We start from the raw sequence: 22,112 nt of genomic DNA on the forward strand, positions 1-22,112 counted from the left end.
CCCACCTCGACCACGGCCAACCCCGCACCAACAACTTCCACCACCCCGAACGATTCCTCCGCGACACCGACGACGACGAACCCGTTTGACAGCGGGCAGTTTTCGATCAGCCGTCGCCCCGCCAGACAGATCAGGGTTTGGGCGCTGGGGCCGGATTTCCGTACAGGCAATCATGGAGTTCCTGACTACCCGGGGCGAAGTCGAACCCGCAGTTGCACTCGCGAGCGTCCCTGGGGGGAAGCGAGTTGCAATAGGGGGTATCCGCGGAGGCCGATGGTGCGGTCCACATGACACCGGCCGCCAAGGCTGCGGCAGCACCGAACGTGGCCATCAATACTCTCGTCTTCATGTTGGTAACCCTCGCACACGCGGGCGAAATCCGCAGGTCGGCCAGCGGCCGTCATACACCCCACGACGGGGTGGCGGTCAGCACCTCTGCACCATCGTCGGTGATGTGGACGGTGTCGCGGCGCAGAACCGCGCCGACACCCTCCTGCCACACATAGCCGGTGACCGCGAGCACCATCCCGGCATCGAGGCGGTCGTCTTCGCCTGCCGCCGCGAGGGTTTCGGAGACGACGGGCGGATCGAAACCCAATCCCAAGCCGTGCGCGACGGGCATCGGCGGTACCGGCTCGCCGGCCGCCCGATAGGCGGCTAACAACCCGGTCGCGGCTGCGCCGGGGCGACAGGCCGCGATCATCTTGTCGAACAACGCATCCGAGCGTCCGAACAGCTTCCGGGCCGAGCCGTCGGCCGCGTCGCCCGCCGGCCAGGTCCGGCCCACCTCACCGACGTACCCGTCCGCCAGCGCGCCCGCGGCGAAGGCGACGAGGTCACCGGACCGTACCTCGCGATCGCCGCGTCGCCAGGGGTGCTCGCGCGAGGTCACCCAGGCGACGTCCTGGGTGGCCGGCGTGCTCACGCCGCCCGCGGCCATGGCCTCCAGCGCGGCCCCGGCGAGCGCCTGCTCGGACGCCCCGGGCCGCAACTCCTTGACGGCGGCGGCGAGTCCGTGTTCCGCCACCCGAAGCGCCGGGCTCATCGCCGCGATCTCATCGGGCGTCTTGACGCGCCTCGCAGCGCGCATCGCCGGCTCGGCGTCGACCAGCTCGGCGTTCGGGAAGGCCTCCGGCAGCAAGGCCGCGAAAGTCGGTGTGATGGCGTCCGTTCCGACCCGGCGCGCCGCCTCGGCGCCGTCGATCTTTTTCAGTACGTCGATCAGGGTCATCGGGTTCCACGCCAGCCCGTAGAGGTGATCGTGACCGATCTCCTCGGGGACGCCCTCGTCATCGGTGCTGTTGAGGTAGATGTCGCCGGTGGCGCGGACCACGACGCACATCGGACCGAACGGCCGCGTCCCGGCAATCCACAGCTGGGGCGCGCCGGTCACGTAGCGAATGTTGGATTGCCGGCCCAGCACCAGGATGTCGAGCTCATGTGCGTCCATCTGGGCCAGCGCCCGCTCCCGACGCCCCGTCCGCAGTCGCAGCGGGTCGGGCGAAATCTCAGTCGCCATAGGGGGAGTAGGGGTAGTCGGTGATCGGCGTGTAGCCGTCTTCGGTGATCACCACGATCTCCTCACTGCGGTAGCCGCCCGTGCCGTCCTCCCACACCACCGGCTCGAGGACCAGCGCCATGCCGGGCGGAAAGACGAAGTTGTCGTCGAACTCCTCGCCGAGGTCCGTTCCGATCATGGGCGCCTCGGCGGGGTAGGTGCCGATGCCGTGTCCCAGGTAGAAGTGCGGCAGCCAAGGCTTGCGACCGCCGTTGGCGGCGATCGCCGCACGCGCCAGATCGCCCGACGTGACACCGGCCCTGGTCACCTGCAGCACCGCGTCCAGGATGCCTCGCCACTGGCGAAATTGATCCTGCTGCCGCGGCGAGGGCTCTTGGCCGACCACCCAGGTGCGCCCGAAGTCCGAGCAGTATCCGGCGTAGCTGATGCTGATGTCGGTCCACAGCACGTCACCGGCGGCCAGCTCGCGAGCCGAGGGGAGCAGCGGCAACGCCAGGTCGCCGTGGGTCGTCCACACCCCGCTTTCCCGCGAGCTGGGCATCACCTGCCAGATGGCCTCGAGCATGTTGGTGGTGGCGCCCAGCTCGAACGCGCGCCGAACCAGCTTGGCCGAGAGATCGATCTGCCGTACGCCCGGCGCCAGCGCCGCTTGCACGTCGACCACCGCCTGTTCGGTGATGCGACAGGACCGGCGAAGGCAGGACAGCTCGTCTTTTGTCTTGACCAATTGCGCGGCGCCGAGCACGATCGCCGCGTCCGACGGCGGGCCGCCGGGGAACAGCGTGGCCGCCGACCGTCGCATCGCGCCGGTGAGCTCGTCGACGGCCACCGTCGCGCCCCGCGGGATCAGCCCCGCCAGTTTCCGAGCGAAATCCTCTACGCCCCAGTCGAATTCGAGATAGACCGGACCGTGCAGATGGTCGTCGGGCACCGGCGGATCGCGAGGCTCCAACGACGCCCCGGCGCGAAACGGCATGAACAGGTGCGGGTGCTCGTCGTCGGCCAGCACGACGGCGACCGGCCGCTCCACGTGCGAAAGGCCCGCGTCGATCAACGCCCAGCTGGCACCCGTCGCGTACCCGACATAGCCGTTCATCAGCAGGATGAGCGCGTCGACGCCGTGCTCGGCCATCGCGGCGCGCAGCCGCGCGCCGGTCTCAGCACGCATTCGGATGAAGTCCGGCTCGTCCGGAATGTCGATCACCGAGCCACGGGCGCTGAGTGCGTTGGTCATCTAAATGCCTAAGAAGTTCCGGATGTTGCCCCCGACCACCCGGACGGCGTCTTCGGGGCCCACCGCGTCGACAACCGCGGCCAGCGACCGCTCCGAGTAGCCGAAAGTGCTTTCGTTGTGCGGGTAGTCGGAAGACCACATCACCTTGTCGATGCCGATCTCCGCGATCTGGTCGAGCCCCAGGCCGTCGACCATGAACGAGGCGCACATGTGGTTGTCCCAGTAGTAGCGGATGTCGCGCCGCGGGTGGTCCTTGAGCATGTGCCGATACGAGGCCAGCACGTGCTCGGCGTCCTGCAGCGCCGGCGGCACCCAGGCGATGCCGCCCTCGAACCAGCCGACGCGCAAGCGGGGATGGCGGTCGAGGATGCCGCCGAAGATGTACTTGGAGAACATCTCCCGGAACGAGTCGATGTTGACCATCATCGCGACTGCGACGCTGTTGACCTCGCTGGGGACCTTGGGTTGGCTTTCACCGATGTGGTGGCTGACGGGCAGCCCGGCGTCCTCGATCTCGTCCCACACGGCGTCCATCGCGGTGCCGGAAAAGTCGATGGCGCGGCCGTTGTCGTCGTTACCGGGGCTGATCGGCATCAGAAATGTCTTGAGCCCGAGCGCTTTCAGCTCGGTCAGCGTGCGCCGGGTGCCGCGCGGATCCCACCAGTTGATGAGGCCGACGCCGTAGCAATGGCCGCCAGAGCGCTCCTGCACGGCGGCGATGTGTTCGTTGTAGATGCGAAAGATGCGCTCCCGCAGGTCCTTATCGGGATAGTGGAACAACGCCAGCACCGCGTTGGGAAACACCAATTCCTTGTCCACCCCGTCGTCGGCGAGTTCGCGGACCCGGGCGTCGATGTTGCTGCTCACCGCGCCGGCCAGATCGTCGTACTGCATGAGCACCGCACTGAAATCGCCGACCACCATGGATTGGCCCGGGCGCCCCAGCAGGTAAGCCCCGTCCTCGTACCAGATCCGGGGCGCGTGATCCTTCAGGTCGTCCGGGAAGCGCTCGTAGAAGATGTCGTCGGCGACGGAGATGTGGTTGTCGGCCGAGAACACTTCCGTGCCGGCGGGCAGGCCGGTGACGGATCCCGCGGCGCGGCCGTGTCGGTGTTTGGGTGCGCCGATCACGCCCTCGGGGTACACGGTTTGGCTCGACATCATCGTCCCTTCATTCCGCATGCGATCCCGCGTACGTGACACCGGTGAGTTGTTCGGACATGCGCCACAGCCGTCCCGCGTCTTCCTCGCTACGCGCCAAGCGGGGGACACCCGCGAGCGTGACCCCGCCCCCGGCGGTTTCGTACAGGCCGCGCGGCCCGTAATAGGTGCCGCCGCGCGCGTCCGGTGACACCGCGGCGTAGAGCGTCGGCTTGATGCCCTCGTCGACGTCGAGCCACATGAACGGAAGCAGCCGCCAGGTCAGCCGGGTGAGCCGGGCCTGCAGCGTCGGCCTGTCACGCCCGTAGGACGCGCCGCTGAGCAGGTTGGTCTTGCTCAGCCCGGGATGCGCCGCGTTGGACATCAGGCGCCAACCGCCGAGGCGGCTGCGCCGATCCAGTTCCATCGCGAACATCAGTTGCGCCAGCTTGGCCATTCCGTAGGAGCGCATGGGTCGGTAACCATGTTGGGCGTTGGGATCGCCGAAGTCGAGGTTTCGCTGGGTTGCGGCGATGCTGCTGACGGTCACCACCCGGGCGGACTTCGCCGCGCGCAGCAACGGCAGCAGGTGTCCGGTCAGCGCGAAGTGACCCAGATGGTTTGTGCCGAACTGCAATTCGAAGCCATCGCGCGTCTCCTGGCGCACCGGCGGCGTCATGACGCCCGCGTTGTTGATCAGGATGTCGATCGGCCGGCCCTCCGCGACCAGCTCCTCGCCCAGCGCCGCCACGCTCCGCAGCGACGACAGGTCCAGATGCCTGATGGTCAGCTTGGCCCGTGGCGCCTCCCGGCGGACCTCGGCGATCGCGGCTTCTCCCTTGGTCCGGCAGCGAACCGCCATGACCACGTCGGCGCCCGCTGCCGCGAGCCTCTTCGACAGGCCAAGCCCGAGACCGCTATTGGCTCCCGTGACGAGCGCGCAGCGACCGGACAGATCGGGCACGTCAAGGGACAGATCGGGCTTCACCATGCGACGGGGAGCTCGTACACGCCGTAGGCCAGGGTGTCGTGTTTGAAGGGAACCTCCTCGAGGGGCACGGCCAACCGCAGCGTCGGGACCCGGCGCAGCAGGGTGGGCAAGACGATCTGCAGTTCCATCCGGGCCAGTTGCTGGCCGACACACTGGTGGCGGCCGTAGCCGAACCCGACGTGGGCGCCGTCCTCGCGCAGTAGGTCCAGCCGATCCGGGTTCGGGAATTGCCGGGGATCCCAGTTGGCCGGCGCGACATCGAGGATGATGCCCTCGCCGGCCCGGATGGTCTCGCCACCGACCTCGATGTCCTCGACGGCGATTCGACGCTGACCCGTCTGGATGATGCTCAGGTACCGCATCAGCTCCTCGACCGCGTTGGCGATCACCTTCGGGTCGTCGGCGTCGCGCAGCAGCGCCCTCTGCTCGGGGTGCTCTAGCAACGCCGCGACGCTCAGGCTGATCATGTTCGCGGTGGTCTCGTGACCGGCGATCAGCACGCCGAGCGCCAGCTGCGTCGCCTCGCGCACGCTGAGCTCCTCGCCGTTGACCCGCTCGGCCAGGTCGGACACCAAATCCTCAGACGGGCTTTGCATTTTGGCGCGAATCAGGTTGGCGAGGTATTTCGCCAGCGAGGCGGCGCCTTTGGCCGTGTCCTCTTCCGTCGCGTATCGCCCCGTGCCCCGTTGGGCTTGTTCCTGGAAGAAGTCCGCGTCCTCGTAGGGGACGCCCAACAACTCGCTGATGACCAGCGACGGCACGGGCAGCGCCAGGGTGCTGACGATGTCACCGGGATTGGGACCGGCTAGCAGGGCGTCGATGCGCTCGTCGGCGATCTTCTGCACCGCCGGGCGCAGCGCTACGACGCGCTTGAAGGTGAAGGGTTTCGACAGCATCCGGCGAAACCGGGTGTGTTCCTCGGCGTCGGAGGTGAAGACGGATCGGGGCCGGGTGTGGACCGTCGCCAACATGCCCTCGTTCCAGTGCGGGTAACCCGGCAGCCGGTCGTCGACGCTGGTGCGTGAGTCCGTGAACAACGCACGGATCGCGTCGTAGCCGTGGATCAACCAGGGGGTGCTGCCGTCCCAGATCCGGACCCTGCTCAGCTGCTTGGTGTCGTTGAGCGCCAAGGCTTCCGGCGGCGGCGCAAAGGGGCAGTCCGGCGCCCGCGTCATCGGAAACTCCGGAACGTCGGTGCCGGTCGTGGTGTCGGTCATCGCGCTCCTTGGTCGTCGTCCGCCGCGTTCACGTGCACCGGCGCGCGCCACAGGCCGACGATCGCGTCGATCAGCCCCTCGCCGGCGACCGGCCAGCTCGAACGCGACCGCGGCCCGTGCTCGGCCAGCGCGCCCTCGTGTTCGGCGCAGGTGTGCATCAGCATGTTGCGGACCATCGAGATTCGCTCGAAGCGCACCCGCTTGGGCAGCTCGGGCAGGCAGCGATTGATGCCGTCGATCGTCCGCACCAGCAGCGGCGACGCCAGCGCATCCTTGGTGACAACGTGGCGATAGGTGGGGTCGGCCATCGCCTGGGCGGCGAACCGGGCATACCAGCTGGGGGTGCCCAGCGCGGCCAGGTGGTCGGTGAGCGGGCGCACCAGCGCGCCGACCCAGTCCCGTAGCTCCGTCGATTCGCCGATCTCCGCCAGCATCTGCGCGCGCAGCTGCTCGATCGGCTCGCGGTGTTTGCTTTCGATCGCCCGGAGCAGGTCGGTCCTGGTGCCGAAGTGGTAGCACGCGGCGGCGTTGTTGCCCTGCCCGGCGGCCTCGCTGATCTGGCGGTTGGACACGGCATACATGCCACGTTCGGCGAAGAGCACCTCGGCGGCCGACAAGATCGCCTCGCGAGTGCCCGTCGACCTCTCGGAGCGGGCCATTCTCTGGGCGGTCATCGACCCAGTGAACACCGCGTGCCAGATTAAATCAAGCCATTTATTTAACGCCCGCGGCCTCGGGATCCGCTCCATTCGCCGAGCCGGTAATTTCGCAGGCCCTCACTCGTACTTCTGCTGCGGATTTACCGGCTCGGCGACTGCCGGCCGCGGCGGACGTGCCCCGTTACCCGAAATCGGGGGCGGTCCCGACGATTTGGCCCGGCCGGGCCGGACTACAGTACGCGTGTGAATCCGCTGCAGCGGGTGGCGAGAAACCCGACGGCGTACAGGTGGCTGATCCTGCGGGGGCGACCCGTCGCCGAAGGGCTCGAAGCCTTCCTCCGGTTCGCGACCAACGGACGCGTCGGCGTCCTGGACCTCACCGGCGTGCCCAACATCCAGGTGACCACTTCCGGGCGCAAGACGGGCCTTGCCCGCACGGCCACCGTGCAATGCGTTCCCGACGGGGATTCGCTGATCGTGGTCGGGTCCAATTGGGGCCTGGACCGGCACCCGTCGTGGACGGCGAATCTCAAGGCAACGCAACGGGTCACCGTGCGCAGGCGCGGGCACCGTTTCGTCGCGAAGGTGCGGCTGCTCACCGGCGAGGAGCGCGATAAGGCGTGGGCCCGGGTGGTCGCGCACTGGCCGAATTATCAGATCGCCCAAGACCGCGCCGGTGGGCGCCAGTTCCGCCTGTTTATTCTCACGCCGACCGGCTGACCGGCGTTGAGCCCGCCAGGCCGTTCTTGATCGCCGCGCCTTGCTTGAGACCCACGCCGGATACGAGGCCCGGGGGTACGAGTGCGAGCTCGGCGAACGCCTTGCCCGAGGTGAACATCAGCAACGTCCCCCCCGAGCCGTCCGTCGTCGCCTTCGCCGAAGAATCGGAGACCACGCACCGAATGAGTTCAGTTCGACCATGGGTAGGCAAACAAGGGCCCGGTGAGTGCGGACGCGAGGAGCGACGACACCGCGACGATGATCAGGAGCCAGATTGCGTGGGCGAGGAACCTAAACGCGGCCTTAAGATCGTCATTCCGGCCACCTACTTCGCACCGGATGACGGTGCTCAGCCGATCCAGATCGCCAGGAGTCAGGAACACCCTCTTTTGACCGATTGCCATCAAATACCTGCGGGAGCCATTGGCCTCGAGGCGAACGAGGTGTAGCTGATCGCCGTCACTGTCGCGCAGGCCGATCAGGCTGGTTAGTTCCGGTTGTCTCACGGCGCACCCCCTCGTTGGAGCTCCGTGGTTGGGTTGGGACTGTCCTGCGGTTGGAACTTCTTGACCATATCCGCCGCGGCAACCGCGCACAATCCCTGCGCTGCAAGGGATCTGCATCACTCCGATACACTGATGTCATCGCCTAACAGTTCGCAGACCGCCACCTGCCTCGGCGGCAGGATTATGTCACCGCTGAACCGGCCCTCGCCTGCTGTCAATCCGGTGTCGTCGGGCGGCGCGGCGAACACAGCGCGCCATCAGCCCGGTCCGAGCGCATCGAAGATCAGCTTCCCGTACATCGCCATGCGGTCCGAGCCGAGAACGCCCGGCCCCATCTTGTTCATGACGTAGGAGACGGTGGCCTTGCGGTCGGGCCACATCAGCACCATCGAGCCGCCCCACCCGCCCCAGAAGCAGATCTTCTCGTCGGGAACGTAGGGGAGCGCGTCCTTTTGGGGAAGCCCGTACCCGAGGCCCCACCGCAGCGGCGATGGCAGCACGAGATCGACACCGCTCGCCTGCTCTTCGAAGATCAGCTCGACGGTCTCGGGCTTGAGCAGCCGAACCCCACGAGCCTTGCCGCCCAACGAAATCACCGACAGGATCGCGGCCAGCGACCGCGCGTTCCCATGGCCGTTCAAGGCACCCATGTCGGCGTCGCGCCAGGCCGGCGTGTTGGCGGCCTCGGCGTTGGGCGGCGGCCCGCTGAAAGTCTTGCGCATCGGGCTGTCCTCGGGGAGCGCCTCGAGCGGCAGCTCCAGGGGCGGCGGCGGGATGATCTCGGCGATCCGCTCGTAATCGGCCCGCACCGCACCGATTTGGAAGTCGGCGCCCAACGGGCCGGCGATTTCGTCGCGGACGAACTCCTTGAGCGAGTCCCCCGTCACCCGGCGTATCAACTCACCGATGAGATGACCCTGATTGTGGGCGTGATACCCCGAGGCGGTTCCGGGCTCCCACCACGGCGCCTGCGCCGCCAGGGCCGAAGTGGCCTTGTCCCAGTCGTACATGTCCTCGGTGGTGAAGGGTAAGTCCCAGCCCGACACACCGGATGTGTGCGACAGGATGTGCCGAATCTGAATGTCCCGCTTGCCGTTCGCCGCGAATTCCGGCCAATACTCGGCCACCGGTGCGGTCGGTTCGATCAGGCCGCGGTCGATGAGCATCAGGGCGGCCAGGCTCGTGACCGTCTTGGTGGAGCTCCACACGTTGACGATGGTGTCCTCGGCCCAGGCGCTGGTGCGCGCCGCGTCAGTGAAGCCGCCCCAGATGTCGACGACGGTTTCGCCGTCGATGTCGATGGCGATGCACGCGCCGACCTCTTCTCCGGAGGCGATGTTGTCGGCCAGCGCGGCGCGGACCTTGTCGAAGCTGTCTTCGCAATGTCCGTGAACGACGCTCGTCACCACGAACGGAACATATGCGACCGTGCAGGCCGCGGCAAGGGTGCTAACCCGCGGCCCGGCTGGTGATGTGCGAGAGCAGGTCCCGCGCCACCCCGGCGGGCGGCGTCCGGCCGCCCACCCAGACGGCGCGCAGCTGGCGTCGCAGGTTCAGCTCCGGGACCTCCACTGTGCGCAGCCGTCCGATCGCCAGGTCGTCGGCGACGGCCAACCGGCTCATGACGGCGGGTCCGGCGCCCGCCGCGACGGCCGCGCGCACCGCGGCGGCGGAGGACAGTTCGAGGACCGGGTCCGCCTGTCGTGTGGAGTCGCCCAGGGCGTGGCGCAGCGCCGCGGTCAACGAGTCACGTGTCCCCGACCCCGGTTCGCGGGTCACCAGCGGTGTGCTACTCAGTTCCGCCGCGCTGATCGGTCGCTGGCGTTGCGCCCACTTGTGATCGGCGGCAACGATCAACACGAGGTCGTCGTGGCCGACCACCCGGGTGCGCAATCCTTTTGGTGCGCACGGGGTTTCGATGAATCCGAGATCGACCTTCCCGTCGCTCACGGCGGCGATCACCTGGTCGCTGTTGGTCGCGGTCATGATGACCTCGGGCGGCGTGGCGCCCAGCCGGCTCGCCGCAAGCTGCAGCGATACCAGCCAGCGCGGCATGAGCTGTTCGGCGATCGTCAAGCTGGCCGCCACTTTGACGCGCTTCCGCCGTTCGGATCGCAGTGATGCCAACCCCGCATCGACGTATTGGGCGACGTCGAGCAGCCGATCCGCCCACTGGGCGACCACGACTCCGGCGGGCGTCAGTCGCGAACCGCGCGGGGTGCGCACGACCAGCGCGATGCCGGTTTGCGCCTCGATCGATGCCAGCCGCGCCGAAATGGCCTGCTGCGTCAGTCCGAATTCCCGGCCCGCGGCGGCCAGGCTGCCGGTCCGGGCGATCGCCGTGAAAATCTCGAATGCGGACAGGTCGGGCATGTGGGTGCTGAGCGGCATGACAATCCTCCGGCGGGCACAAGGCGGCTTTGTGAGATCTGTGCCTGTCACAAGTAAAGCTTGTGACCCCACAAGATTCATCCCCCTGGCAGCGGCTTCTCGACTCGGGAACGATTGCTTACATGACGACGAGCGCCATCGCCCCGGCCACACCGTTGTGGGGCAAGCGGGGCGACATGATCGTGCGCGGACTTTTGCCGTACAACGCCGAACCGCCGCCCGCGGTACTGGCGGCCAGTGACATCACGCCGATTGACGCGTTCTATGCCCGCAATCACGGCGAGTTTCCCGATATCGCGCCGCAGCAGTGGCGGCTCGTGGTCGACGGCCTGGTGGAAAGACCGCTCACCGTGACGTATGAGCAGCTCACGACCGAATTCGACCAGCACGATGTGGTGGCGACGCTGGCGTGCGCGGGCAATCGGCGCGCCGAGCTGCTGCAGGTGCGGCCGATACGGGGCAAGGATCCGTGGGCGCACGGGGCGATCTCGACGGCCGAATGGCGCGGTGTCCGGCTGGCGGACGTCCTCGCGGCCGCCCGCGCGCGCCAGGACGATGGGCTGCACGTGGCGTTCCAAGCCCCGGACGTCGCGCGGGAAGCGCGCCCCGCGCAGCGCTACGGCGGCTCGATTCCCCTGCGCAAGGCCACCTCGTCGGAGGTTCTGCTGGCGTGGCAGATGAACTCCGAACCGCTACCGCGCGCCCACGGCGGTCCGGTCCGGGTGGTGGTGCCCGGATACATCGGGGCTCGCAGCGTCAAATGGGTCACCGGCGTCACCGTGCAACATGGTCCGTCGGACAACTACTTCCAGGCGCACGACTACCGAATCCTGCCCCCGGACGCCGACCCCGACGCAGCGGCCGCGGGCGAGGGCATTGCGCTGTCGTCGTTGGCGCTGAACTGCGACATTCTCGATCCCACGGACGGCGGCCGCGTGCCTCGGGGCCCGTTGACCATCCGCGGCTACGGAATCGCGGGCGACGGCCGCAGCGTCGAGCGTGTCGACGTGTCCCTCGATGACGGACTCACCTGGCGGCAAGCCCACCTGCATCGCGCGCCCAGCAAGTGGTCTTGGCGGCCGTGGTCGCTGGTCGTCGACGTCGGTCCCGGGCCGCTGCGCATCACCGCACGCGCCTGGGACGACACCGGCGCGACGCAGCCGGAGTCGGCGGCGTCGCTGTGGAACCCGCGTGGGTACGCCAATAATGCGTGGGCGCGCGTGGCGCTGACAGTGCTGTAGGGCTCGCGGCTAAGTCCCGTTGGATTTCTTCAGCCGCGCTATCTCGCCGCCCCAGACCGATTGGGCACCCGCATCGCCCGTGCGGTACACCTGAATAGTCGACGAGATACTCACGGCGAGAACGATTATCGCGACAATGAGATGGGCGATGACCCGGCGCTTGGCGGATCGGCGTTCGACCACGCGCAGCACGACGAGCCCGACTGCGACCACCAGCATGGCGGCGGCGAAATAGACCATGGTGCTGCCCCGCTCGGCATGCTCCTGGAGAATGGGGCTGGGCTTTTTCCTCAGGTCATACAGCCATTCCCCGGCGTTGACGGTGATGGGCGTGATCACCATCGTCGCGGTGGCCAGCGCCAGCGTGAGCCACATCAGCTGGCCCCGCCGAGCAGGTGGCCACAGGCCGCACACGATTTCGAGCACGGCGGTCAGCGGCACGAGCACCACCACCAGATGCAGCCACAGGGCATGTGCGGGTAAGCCGTTGACGACGTCCATGCGTCAGCCGCCAAGCCCCTTCTTCACGGCGTCGTCTTGCTTCTGGGCCACGTCGGTGACGAAGTCCTGCGGCGGGAGCGAGTCGACCGGCCCGTCGAATTCGAGCGTGACGAAGGCCTTGCCCTCGGTGAACATCAGGACCAAGACGCCCTTGGAGTTGTCCGGCGCGTTGCCGGACACGGTCGTTCCGCCAGTTCCAACGTTGAACGGTTGCGTGCTCGGGTTTTTGATGTTGCTGCCCTGCGCGCCCTTGGCCGCGTTCAGGGCATTCGTGGCGGCGCCGGGGTCCGCGAGCACCTGGATGGTGTCTTTGATGACGTGGCTGTTGTCGTCGGTGCTGAAGGTTATGGCGGCGCCGGGCTGCCCGTTCGGGTTGTTGGTCGGGGGGCCGCCGTTGAACTGGATTGGCGCGTTGATATCGGTCGCCTTGATCAGCAGCCCCGTGTAGTCGTTTGCCGGTGCCGCAGACGCCGAGGTGGGCGCCGCGCTGCCGCTGCTCGACGCCGGGCCGGACGAGCCTGGCTTCGACGTCGATGACGCGGCAGTTCCCGACTTGTTGCCGCAGCCGGCCACCGCCACGGTCAGCGCCGTGGCCAGCGCGACGCCGGCGACCACGGTCCGAGACGTCCGAGAAACCCTCATCGCATCGCGCTCCTTCCAGGCTGATTCTGGCGACACAGTCGACCCGTTCCCGAATCGCACAGTACATCGCCAGCTGTCACCGAAGGTCCCGCCGGGCCGCGCCGGTAGCCCGCGACCTACTCCAGCTGGTCGCGCAGGCAGCGCAGGGTGTGGGCCAGGATGCGAGAGACTTGCATCTGCGACACGCCGATCCGCTCGGCGATCTGGCTCTGGGTCATCGACTCGAAGAACCGCATGTGCAGCACCTGACGTTCCCGCTCGGGGAGCGCGCCCACGATGGCACGCACGGCTTCGCGGTTCGTGATGTGCTCGATTTGCGGATCGACGTCGCCGACCGCATCGGCGACCAGGCGGGGCTTGCCGGAGCCGTCGGCGCCGAGGGGTGCGTCCAGCGAGTCAAGCCGGTAGGCATCGCCGGCGACCAGGCATTCGATGATTTCCTCGCGCGGGACCTCCAGCACGGCAGACAGCTCACCGGCGGTGGGTGCTCGACCCAGCTTCTGCGCCAAATCGCTTGTGGTGCGGCTGATTTGGACATGCAGTTCACGCAGGCGTCGCGGCACCCGCATGCCCCAGCTGTAGTCGCGGAAGTACCGCCGAACCTCACCCATCATGGTGGGAACCGCGAAACCGATGAAGCTGGGCCCCTTGTCCGGGTCGAAGCGGTTGACGGCGTTCATCAGCCCCAGACGCGCGACCTGAGTCAAGTCGTCGAGGCCTTCTCCGCGCCGGGCGAAGTGGCTGGCCACGTGGTCCGCCAGCGGTAGGCATCGAGCGACGATGCGTTCGCGCTGCCGACCGTACTCATGGGATTCCGCCGGCAGCCGGCGCAGCACCACGAACATCTCGACAACGTCGTCGTAGGAGTCGTCCGGTTGGGTTCTGGCAGGTCGAGTAGGTCGTGCGGGCGTCGCTACGCCGGTCATCGGCTAGAACGTGTCGCGAAAAGATTTGCGGGGGAAGGGATTAGCATTGTTGGCCCACTTTCTGGGTCGTGTGCAGCGCGGCATCGCAGGATATGCGCACAGTCGCCTCCGCTACACCTGTATCCGCCGGAGAAGTCGTTGATCAGCGCACGAAGCAACAACGAGGGGTGACCGGAGTGTTTTTCGCCGGAGCCACGCCATGCTCAGCAGCAGTGCGGCTGACTAACCGCTTTTAGCTAAACGGCGACCTGTCCAGAACGGACTTCACTGCTGACTATACGCCCTATCCGGCCCACCCGCGATCGCTCAGCTCGGCGGCGCCAAGAGCGAATGGGGGTTGAGTTTCTGAGGTTCGCTGATCGGCGGGGCGAGACACCTTGTCGCTGGACGGTAAGACGGGGGCAATGGCGGCGGGGTTGCCCGGAGCCGCCTCGGTTACGGGCTTCTCATTCTCGGAGTGCCTCGGTACTGTTCGGCACATGTCTGCGACCCCCACGCACGAGACTCTGCTCGCCATCGAGAAGACCGCGCGCACAGGACATTTCGAAGCGCGCGCCGATGGGTGATCAGCTGCTGGACGGGGTCGGCGTGGTGGTGTCGGGCGGCAGCCGCGGCATCGGACGCGCGGTGACCGAACTGCTGTGCGATCTGGGCGCCGGCGTGGTGGTCAACGGGCGCGACGCCGACGCTGTGGCGGAGACCGCGGCGGCCATATCGGACGCCGGGGGACGAGTCACGCCGGTAACCGGGGCCGCGGACGACGAACGCACCGCGTGCGCGCTCGTCGACGCGTGCGTGAGCACGTACGGCCGGCTCGACGCGCTGATCAACTGCGCCGGCATCGCAGAGCCCCCAGGCTCGTCGATCCTGAACATTTCGCCGGAGGAATTCGACCGCCTGATCAGCGGGCACCTGGGCACGGCGTTTCACACGTGCCGGGTCGCGGCCCGCGTGCTGGCGGCGCAGGGGCACGGATCGATCGTCAACACCGGCTCGGTGGCGTTTCTCGGCGACTACGGCGGCACGGGTTACCCGGCGGGCAAGGGTGCCGTCAACGCGCTGACGATGGCCATCGCGGCGGAACTGAAACCACACGGCGTGCGGGCCAACGTGGTGTGCCCCGGCGCCCGGACGCGGCTGTCCACCGGTGCCCAGTACGAAGAGCACATCGCGGACCTGCACCGCCGCGGATTGCTGGACGAGATGACCATGCGAGCCTCACTCGATAGCGCCCCCGCCGAGTTCGTCGCCCCGCTCTATGCCTATCTCGTCAGCGACTTGTCGCGTGGTGTGACGGGCCAGATCTTCGTGGCCGCGGGCGGATTCGTGGGCAGGTTCGACCGGCCGACGCCGCGCGTGCTTGCCTACCGGGATCACCACGACGCCGAACCATGGTCGGTCGAGGAGCTACACGAGATGGTCGGCAGGCCGGCGCCGAAGTGACCGGGTTCGTTGAACCGAGGGGCGCGCGGGCACGTATCCAATGAAGTGACGGGCCCGCTTCGGATACTTGTCATCGGCGCCGGCGTGAGCGGGATCTCGGTTGCGCGCGGGCTGCTGCGCGACGGCCACGACGTCTCGGTCTTCGACCAGCGCAAAGACACGAGCGCCGGCGGTGGCGCGGTGACTACCTGGTCCCACGGGGAGGCGGTACTGCGGCAGCTGGGCGTCGACATGGACGGCGCCGGTCAGCTGCTCTCGCGGGTGCGGGTGCTGAGCTCTCGGGGACGCGAGCTGGCGAGCCTGGACGTGAGCGCGATGGTGGACCACCTGGGCGCACCCGTGCGGATGGTTCCGCGCCGCGTGCTGGTGGAGCGGCTGTTGGACGGCTTCCCGACCGATCGCATCCGATGCAACTCGCGCGCGGCGCGGGTCGTGACGAACCCCGACGGGGTCCGCGTCGAATTCGAAGACGGCAGCGTGGCCCGGGGCGACCTGGTCATCGGGGCCGACGGCCTGCACTCCGTCGTGCGGAGCGTCGTCGGCGCCCCCGCCGCCGAACCGACGGGCTGGTGCAGCTGGCAGGGACTCGTCACCCTTCCCGGCATCGCCGACAAGCGGGTGGCGACGATCGCCATCGGCGAGCGCGGCAACACCGGGGTATGGCCGGCCGGAGGTTGTCAGGTCCAGTGGTGGTTCGACCTGCCCTGGTCCCGCGATTTCGTCCGGCCCCACCGTCCGATCGACCTGATCCGCTCGAATTTTTCCGGGTGGTCCGAGACCGTCGACCTTGTCCTGCGCAGACTCACCGACGAGGACCTGGCGGGTTCGCCCTACCCGCACTTTCGGCACCCGACGCTTCGCCCGCTGGGCGCCGGTCCGGTGACGTTGCTCGGCGACGCCGCCCACACCATGCCGCCCACGCTCGCGCAGGGAACCAATCAGGCGCTGCTGGACACCATGGTGTTGTGCCGGGAGCTAGCGGATGTCCGTGAGGGGAACGCCGACATTTCCGCGGCCCTGCGCCGGTACGAGAAAGCCCGGCGTCGACGCGTCCGCGCCGTGTCCCGGGTCGCATCGCTACAGGTGGCCCACGGCGAGTCGGTGCTGTGGCCGGCGACGATGATCCCCGACCGGGTGCACACCTGGATGCTGACCACGTTTCTGCGGTGCACGAGCCACCGCCGGCTCTCGGCGGCGATCGATCGCCGCCTCGGGACGGCGATGCCGATCGCGGCGGGTCGCCGGTGAACGCGGCGGCCGACGATGTGCAGGTGCGCGGGACCGACGGTCCGGTGCGGGTGCGCGGCGATCTGGAGGCGCCCTCACGTTGGCTCTGGCTCGTCAAGTGGTGCGTGCTGGCCGTCCCGCACTACCCGATATTGATCCTTCTTTATCTGGTGTATCCGCTGCTGACGATCGTTGCCGGCGTGGCGATCCTGTGCACGGGGCGCTATCCGCGCCCGATATTCGACTTCAACGTCGGGGTGCTGCGCTGGTCGTGGCGGGTCATGAACTACCGCTTCCCGATGAACAGCACCGACAAGTACCCGCCCTTCACCCTGGCGTCGCGGCCCGACTATCCCGGTGACTTGGTGGTCGACTACCCGGAGCGCCTCGCCAATGGGGCGGTGCTGGTGAAGTGGTGGCTGCTGGGCCTCCCGCAGATAGTGCTGTGCTGGGCGATGGAGCCGCTGCTGCAGGTGCTTTGCGTCATCAACGCGGCCTGGCTGCTGTGCAAAGGGTCCATCCACCCCGGCATGTTCGACCTGCTCATGGGGATCGTTCGGTGGCGCTACCGGGTGGCGGCGTATGTATCGTTGATGAGGGACGAATACCCGCCGTTCCGGCTGGACCAAGGTGGCAGATAACGCGCGAAAACCCTTTGTTCCCATACATATATCGGTTCGGTCAGCCGATTTTCGACCGGCTCTTCTACAACCGATATCGTCGAGCGGCGATCGCCCACGCGACCGGCCGGCTGCTGATGGTCGGCCTGGGACCGGGGACCGATCTGAAGTTCGTGCCGCCCGCGGTGACGTCGATCGCCGCCGTGGAGCCGGTGGCCGCATTTCGGCGGATGGCATCGCGCGTCGCCGACCGCCACGGCGTTGCCGTCGACATCGTGGACGGCACCGGCGAGTCGATTCCCTTCCCGGACAACAGCTTTGATTCGGTCCACATCGGGCTGGTGCTGTGTTCGGTCGATGACGTGGCGGCCACGCTGGGGGAGATCCGGCGAGTGCTGGTCCCGGGGGGCAGGTTGGTGGTGCTCGAGCATGTCCGCGGAGAGGGGGCGACGGGCCGGCTGCAGGATCTGGTCGCGGGGCCATGGTCGTGGTTCGCCGCCGGCTGCCATCCGAACCGCCGCACCGTGGATGCCATCGCCGCGGCCGGCTTCGACACCTCTGGGCTGCGCAGCATCCGAACTCCGGTCCCGTTCCCGTGCAAACCGCATCTGCAGGGCTTCGCCACCGCAGTCGAGGGCAACGCCTGAAATTCGCGGAAATGGTTGAAATAGCCGACTTTCCCAGGGGCGAGGTGGGGGCCGCCAGCCTGTCGCGGATTGATTGCTCATTCGTCGGTCAGCTAGCTCATCGAGTTGTAGGCTTCCTGAATTAAGCCCGGTGAGCCGCGCGGCGTCCGGGAGTGTGCCCCTAACGGTGGTGGCCCATCGAGCGATGTCACCTGACGCCATCAGGTGATTAATCTGCAGCATCGGGCGACTGGGGCAGGACATGTCATTTGTAATCGCGGCGCCGGACATCATGACAGCGGCGGCGACGGATCTGGAAAACATCGGGTCGACGATCAGCGCGGCCAGCCGGGCAGCGGCCGCCCCGACGACCGCTTTGCTGCCCGCCGCGGGCGATGAGGTGTCGGCGGCGGTTACGGCCGTATTTGCCTCGCACGGGAAGGCGTTTCAGGCGTTGAGTGCGCAGGCAGCGGCGTTTAATCAAGAATTCTCGAAGGTGCTGGGCGCCAGTGCTGCCGCGTATGCGAGCACCGAGGCCGCTACCGTTTCGCAGTTGGCGGCCGCCTTGCAGGGTGGTGTTCGTGCGCTGGCGCCGGCCGCGGGCACCGGGTTTTCGTCGATTGCCGGCCCCTACGAAACGCTGTTCGCCAACACGGCCGCGAACTTGCAAACCCTCGGGCGCGCCATCGCCGCCAACCCGGCGCCGTTCCTGCGCCAGTTCCTCATCAACCAGATCGGCTACGCGCAGGCGATCGCGGCCGGCGTCGAATACATACTGCAGAACCTTCCCGCGGTGTTGGCGAGCCTGCCGGCGAACATCCGGGCGGCCATTCAGGCGCTGCTGGCCTTCGACCCGGCCCCTCTCGTGCAGCAGATCATCGCGAACCAATTGGCCTACGCCCAGATCATCGCGACGTCCCTGCAGAACGCGGCTCGCGACTTCGTCGTCGGCCTCGAGCAACTGCCGGCGGCCTTCCAATCCGCCGTGCAGGCCCTGCTGGCGGGGAACGTCAGCGGCGCGGTGAGCGACATTGCGCAGGGCTTCCTGAATCTGTTCTTCACTGGTGTGAATACCACTGAAACCGGCGATCCCCTTGTCCCGCCAGGGATCGCCATCAGCGTCACCCCGGCGGGCAGTTTGGGAGACCTGTTACCGATCCTCACCATTCCGGGCATGATGGCTCAGAACTTCACCGACCTGCTGCCACCCGGCTCCATCCCGGCACAGGTCTCGCAGAACTTCACCAACGTGGTCGACACGCTGACGAACACGTCCGTCAACGCAACCGCGTTACTCGTGCTCGGCACGGGCGGTCTCGGTGCCACGCTTACGACTGACATCGGGCTGCCGGCGGCGCTTCTCATCGACGCGGTGGGCGCGCCGGTCAACGCGCTGGGCGCAGTGTCGGCAACCGCATCGCAATTCGCGGCCGAATTGCAGACCGGCAACCTGACCGGCGCGATCGGCACACTCGTCGACGCCCCGGCCGTCGTCACCGATGCCTTCCTCAATGGGCAAACGAACTTGGCGCTCTCAATCGCCATTCCAAACCAAACAATCAGCCTTGGCCCGTTGCCCTTGGGGGGCACCCTCTCGTTCACGAACGGCAACGCAAACATCGACATTCCGCTCGATGGAATCCTCGTACCGGAAACCCCGATAACCGGGGTGATAACCGGAAGCGCGACAGGCACCGGTCTCGCCGGTATTGCCGCCGCGCTGATCGTCAACGGCCAGCTCCCCCTCGACGTTGACGTCTTCGGCACGCCAACCAGCGGGCTGGCCACCGCCCTGCTGGTCTTCGCGCCCGAGCAACTCGCGCTGGCGATCACGCCCCCCGCCTAGCATCCAAGACCCCGATCCCGTCGCCATTGAACCTTCGGGCTGCGCATTTCGTGTAGTGCAACACGGGGTGTGCCGTCGGTGATGACGCGGCCGGCGTATCGCGGCGGGCCAGTCACGAAGGGACTGTGGTCATGAATTTCTCGGTATTGCCACCGGAAATCAATTCGGCGCGAATGTTCTCGGGCGCGGGTTCCGGTCCGATGTTGCAGGCGGCGGCGGCCTGGGATGGTTTGGCCGCCGAGTTGGGGTCGGCGGCGTCGTCGTTTTCGTCGGTCACATCAGGCCTGACGCAGCAGGCGTGGCAAGGTCCGGCGGCGGCGGCGATGACGGCCGCGGCGGCCCCCTACACCCGGTGGTTGAGCGCGGCGGCGAACCAGGCGACGGGCGCGGCCGGGCAGGCCCGCGCGGTGGCCGGAGCGTTCGAGTCGGCCCTGGCGGCCACGGTCCATCCGTTGCAGGTCACGGCGAACCGGAACGGGTTCGTGCAGTTGGTCATGTCGAATCTCTTCGGGCAGAACGCGCCCGCGATCGCGGCCGCCGAGGCTGAGTACGAACAGATGTGGGCCCAGGACGTGGCCGCGATGGTCGGCTATCACTCCGGCGCCTCGGCCGCCGGCGCGGCGCTGGCGCCGTTGCATAACCTCGCCACCCAGCTCGCGTCGGCGCTGGGCCTCAGCCCGGTCACCAACCCGGTCGCCGGCGACCCGGATTTCATGAGCCAAACCACCAATTTCGGCGGGCTGTTGACGGCCACGGCGATTGCCGACCCTGACGACAACCACTTTGTTGCGGCTAATTTCGCGAGCCCGCTCTTCACGGCTTCGGCGACCTCCGGGGCTGAGCCGACAACGGGCATGGGTGCGGTCGGGCAGACGATCCTGACGTTCCAGAGTCCGGTGGCCCCGTTCCTGAACGGTTCGTTCGCCCTTCCCATCACGGATCCCATCGCCCCGCTGTTTACCGCGCTGCTTCCGCTCGGCCTCTGATCGTCCGCGGGTATCGGAGGGGAATACCCGCCCCGAGATTGCCGTCATGGTCGTGATCGGCGCCGGATCACAGCCTTGACGGCAATCTCGGCGCGAGTCCTGCTGCTCGCCTACTCGACGCTGACCGCGTCGATGATGTTGAGCCGTGCCGCGCGCCGGGCCGGCGGCACCGAGCCGAGCAGGCTGATCGCCAGCGCGCCGAGCGTGAACGCACCCGCCATCCAGCTGGGCCGGAAGCTGACTTGGAAGTTCATCATGTCGCCGCTCACGAGGCTGAACAGCCATTGGTCGGTCAACCCGAACGCCAGCCCCAGCACGCCGCCGACGACGCCGATGCCGGTCGCCTCGGCGAGCACCATGCCCAGCGTGAACCGCCGGCTGGATCCCATCGCCCGCAGCACGCCAATTTCGCGGCGCCGTTCCAGCACCGAGAGCGTCAGCGTGTTCAGCAGCGCGACCGCGGCCACCAACACGACGATGATCCATACCGCGTTCGCGATGAACATGCTCTGGTGCATCGGGGCCTGCAGCCCCGCCAGCTTCGCGCGGCCGTCGTACACGTAGTTCGGCCCGGGCACCGCTCGGCGCACGTCGGCGAGGAGGCGACCGGCGTCCGCGCCGGGCGCCGCGGTGACTTCCAGCGTGGTCGTGATCGGGCGGTCGAACCATCCGCGCAATTGGTCGAGGCCCATCCCGACGGTGCCGATGACGGTCGAGAAGTACGGCACCAGGGCGAGCACCGTTGCCTGGCGCACCCCGTGCGGTGTCTGCATTCGCAATTGCCCGCCGACCCGAACGTGCAGCGTCTTGCCCAGGCTCTGGGAGAGCACCACGCCCCGGCCGGCGAGTACCTGGTCGCGGATCCGAGGGTCGAGCGCGCGGTAGAGCGGATCGGCCGTGCCGGGGGAGAACCCATCGAGCATCACGCGGGTGCCGCCCACCTCGGCGAACCCGAGCGCACCCTCGGTCACGTGCCGGACGCCCGGCACCGCGGCCACCTTCTCCGAAAGGCCTTGCGGCAGAGCATCTGTGGGGTAACTGTCGGGGGAGTTCGCGCTCACCCAGACCGGGACGTCGGCGACCGGCGCGAAGATGCCCCGCGCCGAACGGATCATGTCGGCATTGGTGCCCGTGATGGTGACGGTGGTGACGACCGCAATTAGCACCGTCATCACCGTTGCCCACACCCGTCGCGGCGCGCGCTCGATGGTCGCCGCCGCTAGGGCCCCGACGGAGCCGAACACCCGGGCCGTCGCGGCGGTGGCGTTGACGATGCGCGCGCTGAGGGCGAATCCGAGCGCTATCTCGGCGGAGAACACCGCCGCCATCGCGGCGAACGCGAGGACGCCGCGCTGGTCGACGACGACGGCGACGGAGACGGCGAAGACCGCGAGGGCGCCAACCCCGCTCACGACGCGCAGCCACCGCGGCACGCGGTCCGCGGCCGAAACCCCGACGGGCGCCAGTGCCTCGATGGGTGCGACCTTATACACCTGCCGCGCAGCCATCGCCGATGCCACGACGCAGGGGCTGGAGGCCCGCATCGAGTACTGGCTGCCCGGCTACGCGATACCGGCCGCCCTCGCGGCGACCGCCCTCACCTGCGTCGTGGCATCGGCGATGGCTGCGCGGCAGGTGTATAAGGTCGCACCCATCGAGGCACTGGCGCCCGTCGGG

The 22,112-nt window shown here is 67.9% G+C and carries 21 protein-coding genes and 2 pseudogenes; 9 read left to right on the forward strand and 14 right to left on the reverse strand.

Going from position 1 to position 22,112, the window contains the following annotated elements:
- Nucleotides 1-400: 400 nt before the first annotated feature.
- Genes A5712_RS08720 through A5712_RS08745 form a run of 6 tightly spaced genes read right to left on the reverse strand, consistent with a single transcriptional unit; the run spans nucleotide 401 to nucleotide 6,790 of the window.
- Entirely contained in the window at nucleotides 401-1,519 is a 1,119-nt protein-coding gene (locus A5712_RS08720; protein ID WP_068103592.1) for a Xaa-Pro peptidase family protein, read from the reverse strand.
- On the reverse strand, nucleotides 1,509-2,753 hold the full coding sequence (locus A5712_RS08725) for a Xaa-Pro peptidase family protein (protein ID WP_068103593.1): 1,245 nt from the start codon (nucleotides 2,751-2,753) through the stop codon (nucleotides 1,509-1,511). Before A5712_RS08725 ends, A5712_RS08720 begins: the two co-directional genes overlap by 11 nt.
- Nucleotides 2,754-3,914, reverse strand: coding sequence for an amidohydrolase family protein (locus A5712_RS08730; protein WP_068103624.1), 1,161 nt, complete (start codon nucleotides 3,912-3,914; stop codon nucleotides 2,754-2,756).
- A 10-nt stretch (nucleotides 3,915-3,924) separates the two neighbouring features.
- Nucleotides 3,925-4,884, reverse strand: coding sequence for an SDR family oxidoreductase (locus tag A5712_RS08735; protein ID WP_068103595.1), 960 nt, complete (start codon nucleotides 4,882-4,884; stop codon nucleotides 3,925-3,927).
- Nucleotides 4,878-6,101 (reverse strand): cytochrome P450, encoded by a 1,224-nt coding sequence (locus A5712_RS08740; RefSeq protein ID WP_068103598.1) that lies wholly within the window; start codon nucleotides 6,099-6,101, stop codon nucleotides 4,878-4,880. Before A5712_RS08740 ends, A5712_RS08735 begins: the two co-directional genes overlap by 7 nt.
- The gene (locus A5712_RS08745) at nucleotides 6,098-6,790 is read right to left on the reverse strand and encodes a TetR family transcriptional regulator (protein WP_068103601.1); all 693 of its coding nucleotides are present in this window, start codon (nucleotides 6,788-6,790) and stop codon (nucleotides 6,098-6,100) included. The genes A5712_RS08740 and A5712_RS08745 overlap by 4 nt, the downstream gene beginning before the upstream one ends.
- 213 nt (nucleotides 6,791-7,003) lie before the next feature.
- Here A5712_RS08745 and A5712_RS08750 point away from each other — a divergent pair, with 213 nt between their 5' ends.
- The gene (locus tag A5712_RS08750) at nucleotides 7,004-7,480 is read left to right on the forward strand and encodes a nitroreductase family deazaflavin-dependent oxidoreductase (protein ID WP_068103602.1); all 477 of its coding nucleotides are present in this window, start codon (nucleotides 7,004-7,006) and stop codon (nucleotides 7,478-7,480) included.
- Here A5712_RS08750 and A5712_RS08755 read toward each other — a convergent pair.
- From A5712_RS08755 to A5712_RS08770, 4 genes are all read right to left on the reverse strand, one after another.
- Nucleotides 7,464-7,655, reverse strand: coding sequence for a hypothetical protein (locus A5712_RS08755; RefSeq protein ID WP_068103603.1), 192 nt, complete (start codon nucleotides 7,653-7,655; stop codon nucleotides 7,464-7,466). The genes A5712_RS08750 and A5712_RS08755 overlap by 17 nt on opposite strands.
- A gap of 13 nt (nucleotides 7,656-7,668) precedes the next feature.
- Complete coding sequence (locus A5712_RS08760; protein ID WP_068103604.1) at nucleotides 7,669-7,986, reverse strand: hypothetical protein; 318 nt, start codon at nucleotides 7,984-7,986, stop codon at nucleotides 7,669-7,671.
- A 257-nt stretch (nucleotides 7,987-8,243) separates the two neighbouring features.
- On the reverse strand, nucleotides 8,244-9,392 hold the full coding sequence (locus tag A5712_RS08765; protein ID WP_068103626.1) for a serine hydrolase: 1,149 nt from the start codon (nucleotides 9,390-9,392) through the stop codon (nucleotides 8,244-8,246).
- A gap of 43 nt (nucleotides 9,393-9,435) precedes the next feature.
- Nucleotides 9,436-10,377 carry a LysR family transcriptional regulator gene (locus A5712_RS08770; protein ID WP_068103605.1) on the reverse strand — a complete coding sequence of 314 codons (942 nt, stop codon included), beginning with the start codon at nucleotides 10,375-10,377 and terminating at the stop codon, nucleotides 9,436-9,438.
- 122 nt (nucleotides 10,378-10,499) lie between these two features.
- Between A5712_RS08770 and A5712_RS08775 the strand changes: the two genes are divergently transcribed.
- Nucleotides 10,500-11,618 (forward strand): sulfite oxidase, encoded by a 1,119-nt coding sequence (locus A5712_RS08775; protein WP_082973351.1) that lies wholly within the window; start codon nucleotides 10,500-10,502, stop codon nucleotides 11,616-11,618.
- A gap of 9 nt (nucleotides 11,619-11,627) precedes the next feature.
- Here A5712_RS08775 and A5712_RS08780 read toward each other — a convergent pair whose 3' ends face one another.
- The 3 genes from A5712_RS08780 to A5712_RS08790 form a co-directional block, all read right to left on the reverse strand.
- Nucleotides 11,628-12,119, reverse strand: a complete 492-nt coding sequence (locus tag A5712_RS08780) for a DUF2231 domain-containing protein (RefSeq protein WP_068103607.1) — start codon at nucleotides 12,117-12,119, stop codon at nucleotides 11,628-11,630.
- Between the two features lie 3 nt (nucleotides 12,120-12,122).
- A complete protein-coding gene (locus A5712_RS08785; RefSeq protein WP_197519344.1) occupies nucleotides 12,123-12,734 on the reverse strand; it encodes a hypothetical protein in 612 nt (203 codons plus the stop codon).
- A 143-nt stretch (nucleotides 12,735-12,877) separates the two neighbouring features.
- Nucleotides 12,878-13,687 carry a SigB/SigF/SigG family RNA polymerase sigma factor gene (locus A5712_RS08790; protein WP_068103612.1) on the reverse strand — a complete coding sequence of 270 codons (810 nt, stop codon included), beginning with the start codon at nucleotides 13,685-13,687 and terminating at the stop codon, nucleotides 12,878-12,880.
- Nucleotides 13,688-14,245: 558 nt separating this feature from the next.
- Here A5712_RS08790 and A5712_RS08795 point away from each other — a divergent pair.
- From A5712_RS08795 to A5712_RS31845, 6 genes and pseudogenes are all read left to right on the forward strand, one after another.
- Nucleotides 14,246-15,130, forward strand: coding sequence for an SDR family NAD(P)-dependent oxidoreductase (locus A5712_RS08795; RefSeq protein ID WP_068103616.1), 885 nt, complete (start codon nucleotides 14,246-14,248; stop codon nucleotides 15,128-15,130).
- A 45-nt stretch (nucleotides 15,131-15,175) separates the two neighbouring features.
- A complete protein-coding gene (locus A5712_RS08800; RefSeq protein WP_068103619.1) occupies nucleotides 15,176-16,378 on the forward strand; it encodes an FAD-dependent monooxygenase in 1,203 nt (400 codons plus the stop codon).
- A gap of 50 nt (nucleotides 16,379-16,428) precedes the next feature.
- Entirely contained in the window at nucleotides 16,429-16,998 is a 570-nt protein-coding gene (locus A5712_RS08805; protein ID WP_068103632.1) for a DUF4389 domain-containing protein, read from the forward strand.
- Nucleotides 16,995-17,624 (forward strand): class I SAM-dependent methyltransferase, encoded by a 630-nt coding sequence (locus tag A5712_RS08810; RefSeq protein ID WP_068103630.1) that lies wholly within the window; start codon nucleotides 16,995-16,997, stop codon nucleotides 17,622-17,624. The genes A5712_RS08805 and A5712_RS08810 overlap by 4 nt, the downstream gene beginning before the upstream one ends.
- 241 nt (nucleotides 17,625-17,865) lie before the next feature.
- Nucleotides 17,866-19,449 carry a PE family protein gene (locus tag A5712_RS32450; protein WP_068103620.1) on the forward strand — a complete coding sequence of 528 codons (1,584 nt, stop codon included), beginning with the start codon at nucleotides 17,866-17,868 and terminating at the stop codon, nucleotides 19,447-19,449.
- 131 nt (nucleotides 19,450-19,580) lie between these two features.
- A pseudogene (locus A5712_RS31845) lies at nucleotides 19,581-20,076 on the forward strand (PPE family protein); the annotation flags it as partial.
- Nucleotides 20,077-20,545: 469 nt separating this feature from the next.
- Here A5712_RS31845 and A5712_RS08825 read toward each other — a convergent pair.
- Nucleotides 20,546-21,958: pseudogene (locus tag A5712_RS08825) on the reverse strand (ABC transporter permease); the annotation flags it as partial.
- Here A5712_RS08825 and A5712_RS30745 point away from each other — a divergent pair.
- The coding region (locus A5712_RS30745; protein WP_156766486.1) for a hypothetical protein at nucleotides 21,909-22,112 on the forward strand (204 nt) is incomplete at its 3' end. The pseudogene A5712_RS08825 and the gene A5712_RS30745 sit on opposite strands and share 50 nt — an antisense overlap.

It is taken from the genome of Mycobacterium sp. E2327 (assembly GCF_001672675.1).
GTDB lineage: Bacteria > Actinomycetota > Actinomycetes > Mycobacteriales > Mycobacteriaceae > Mycobacterium.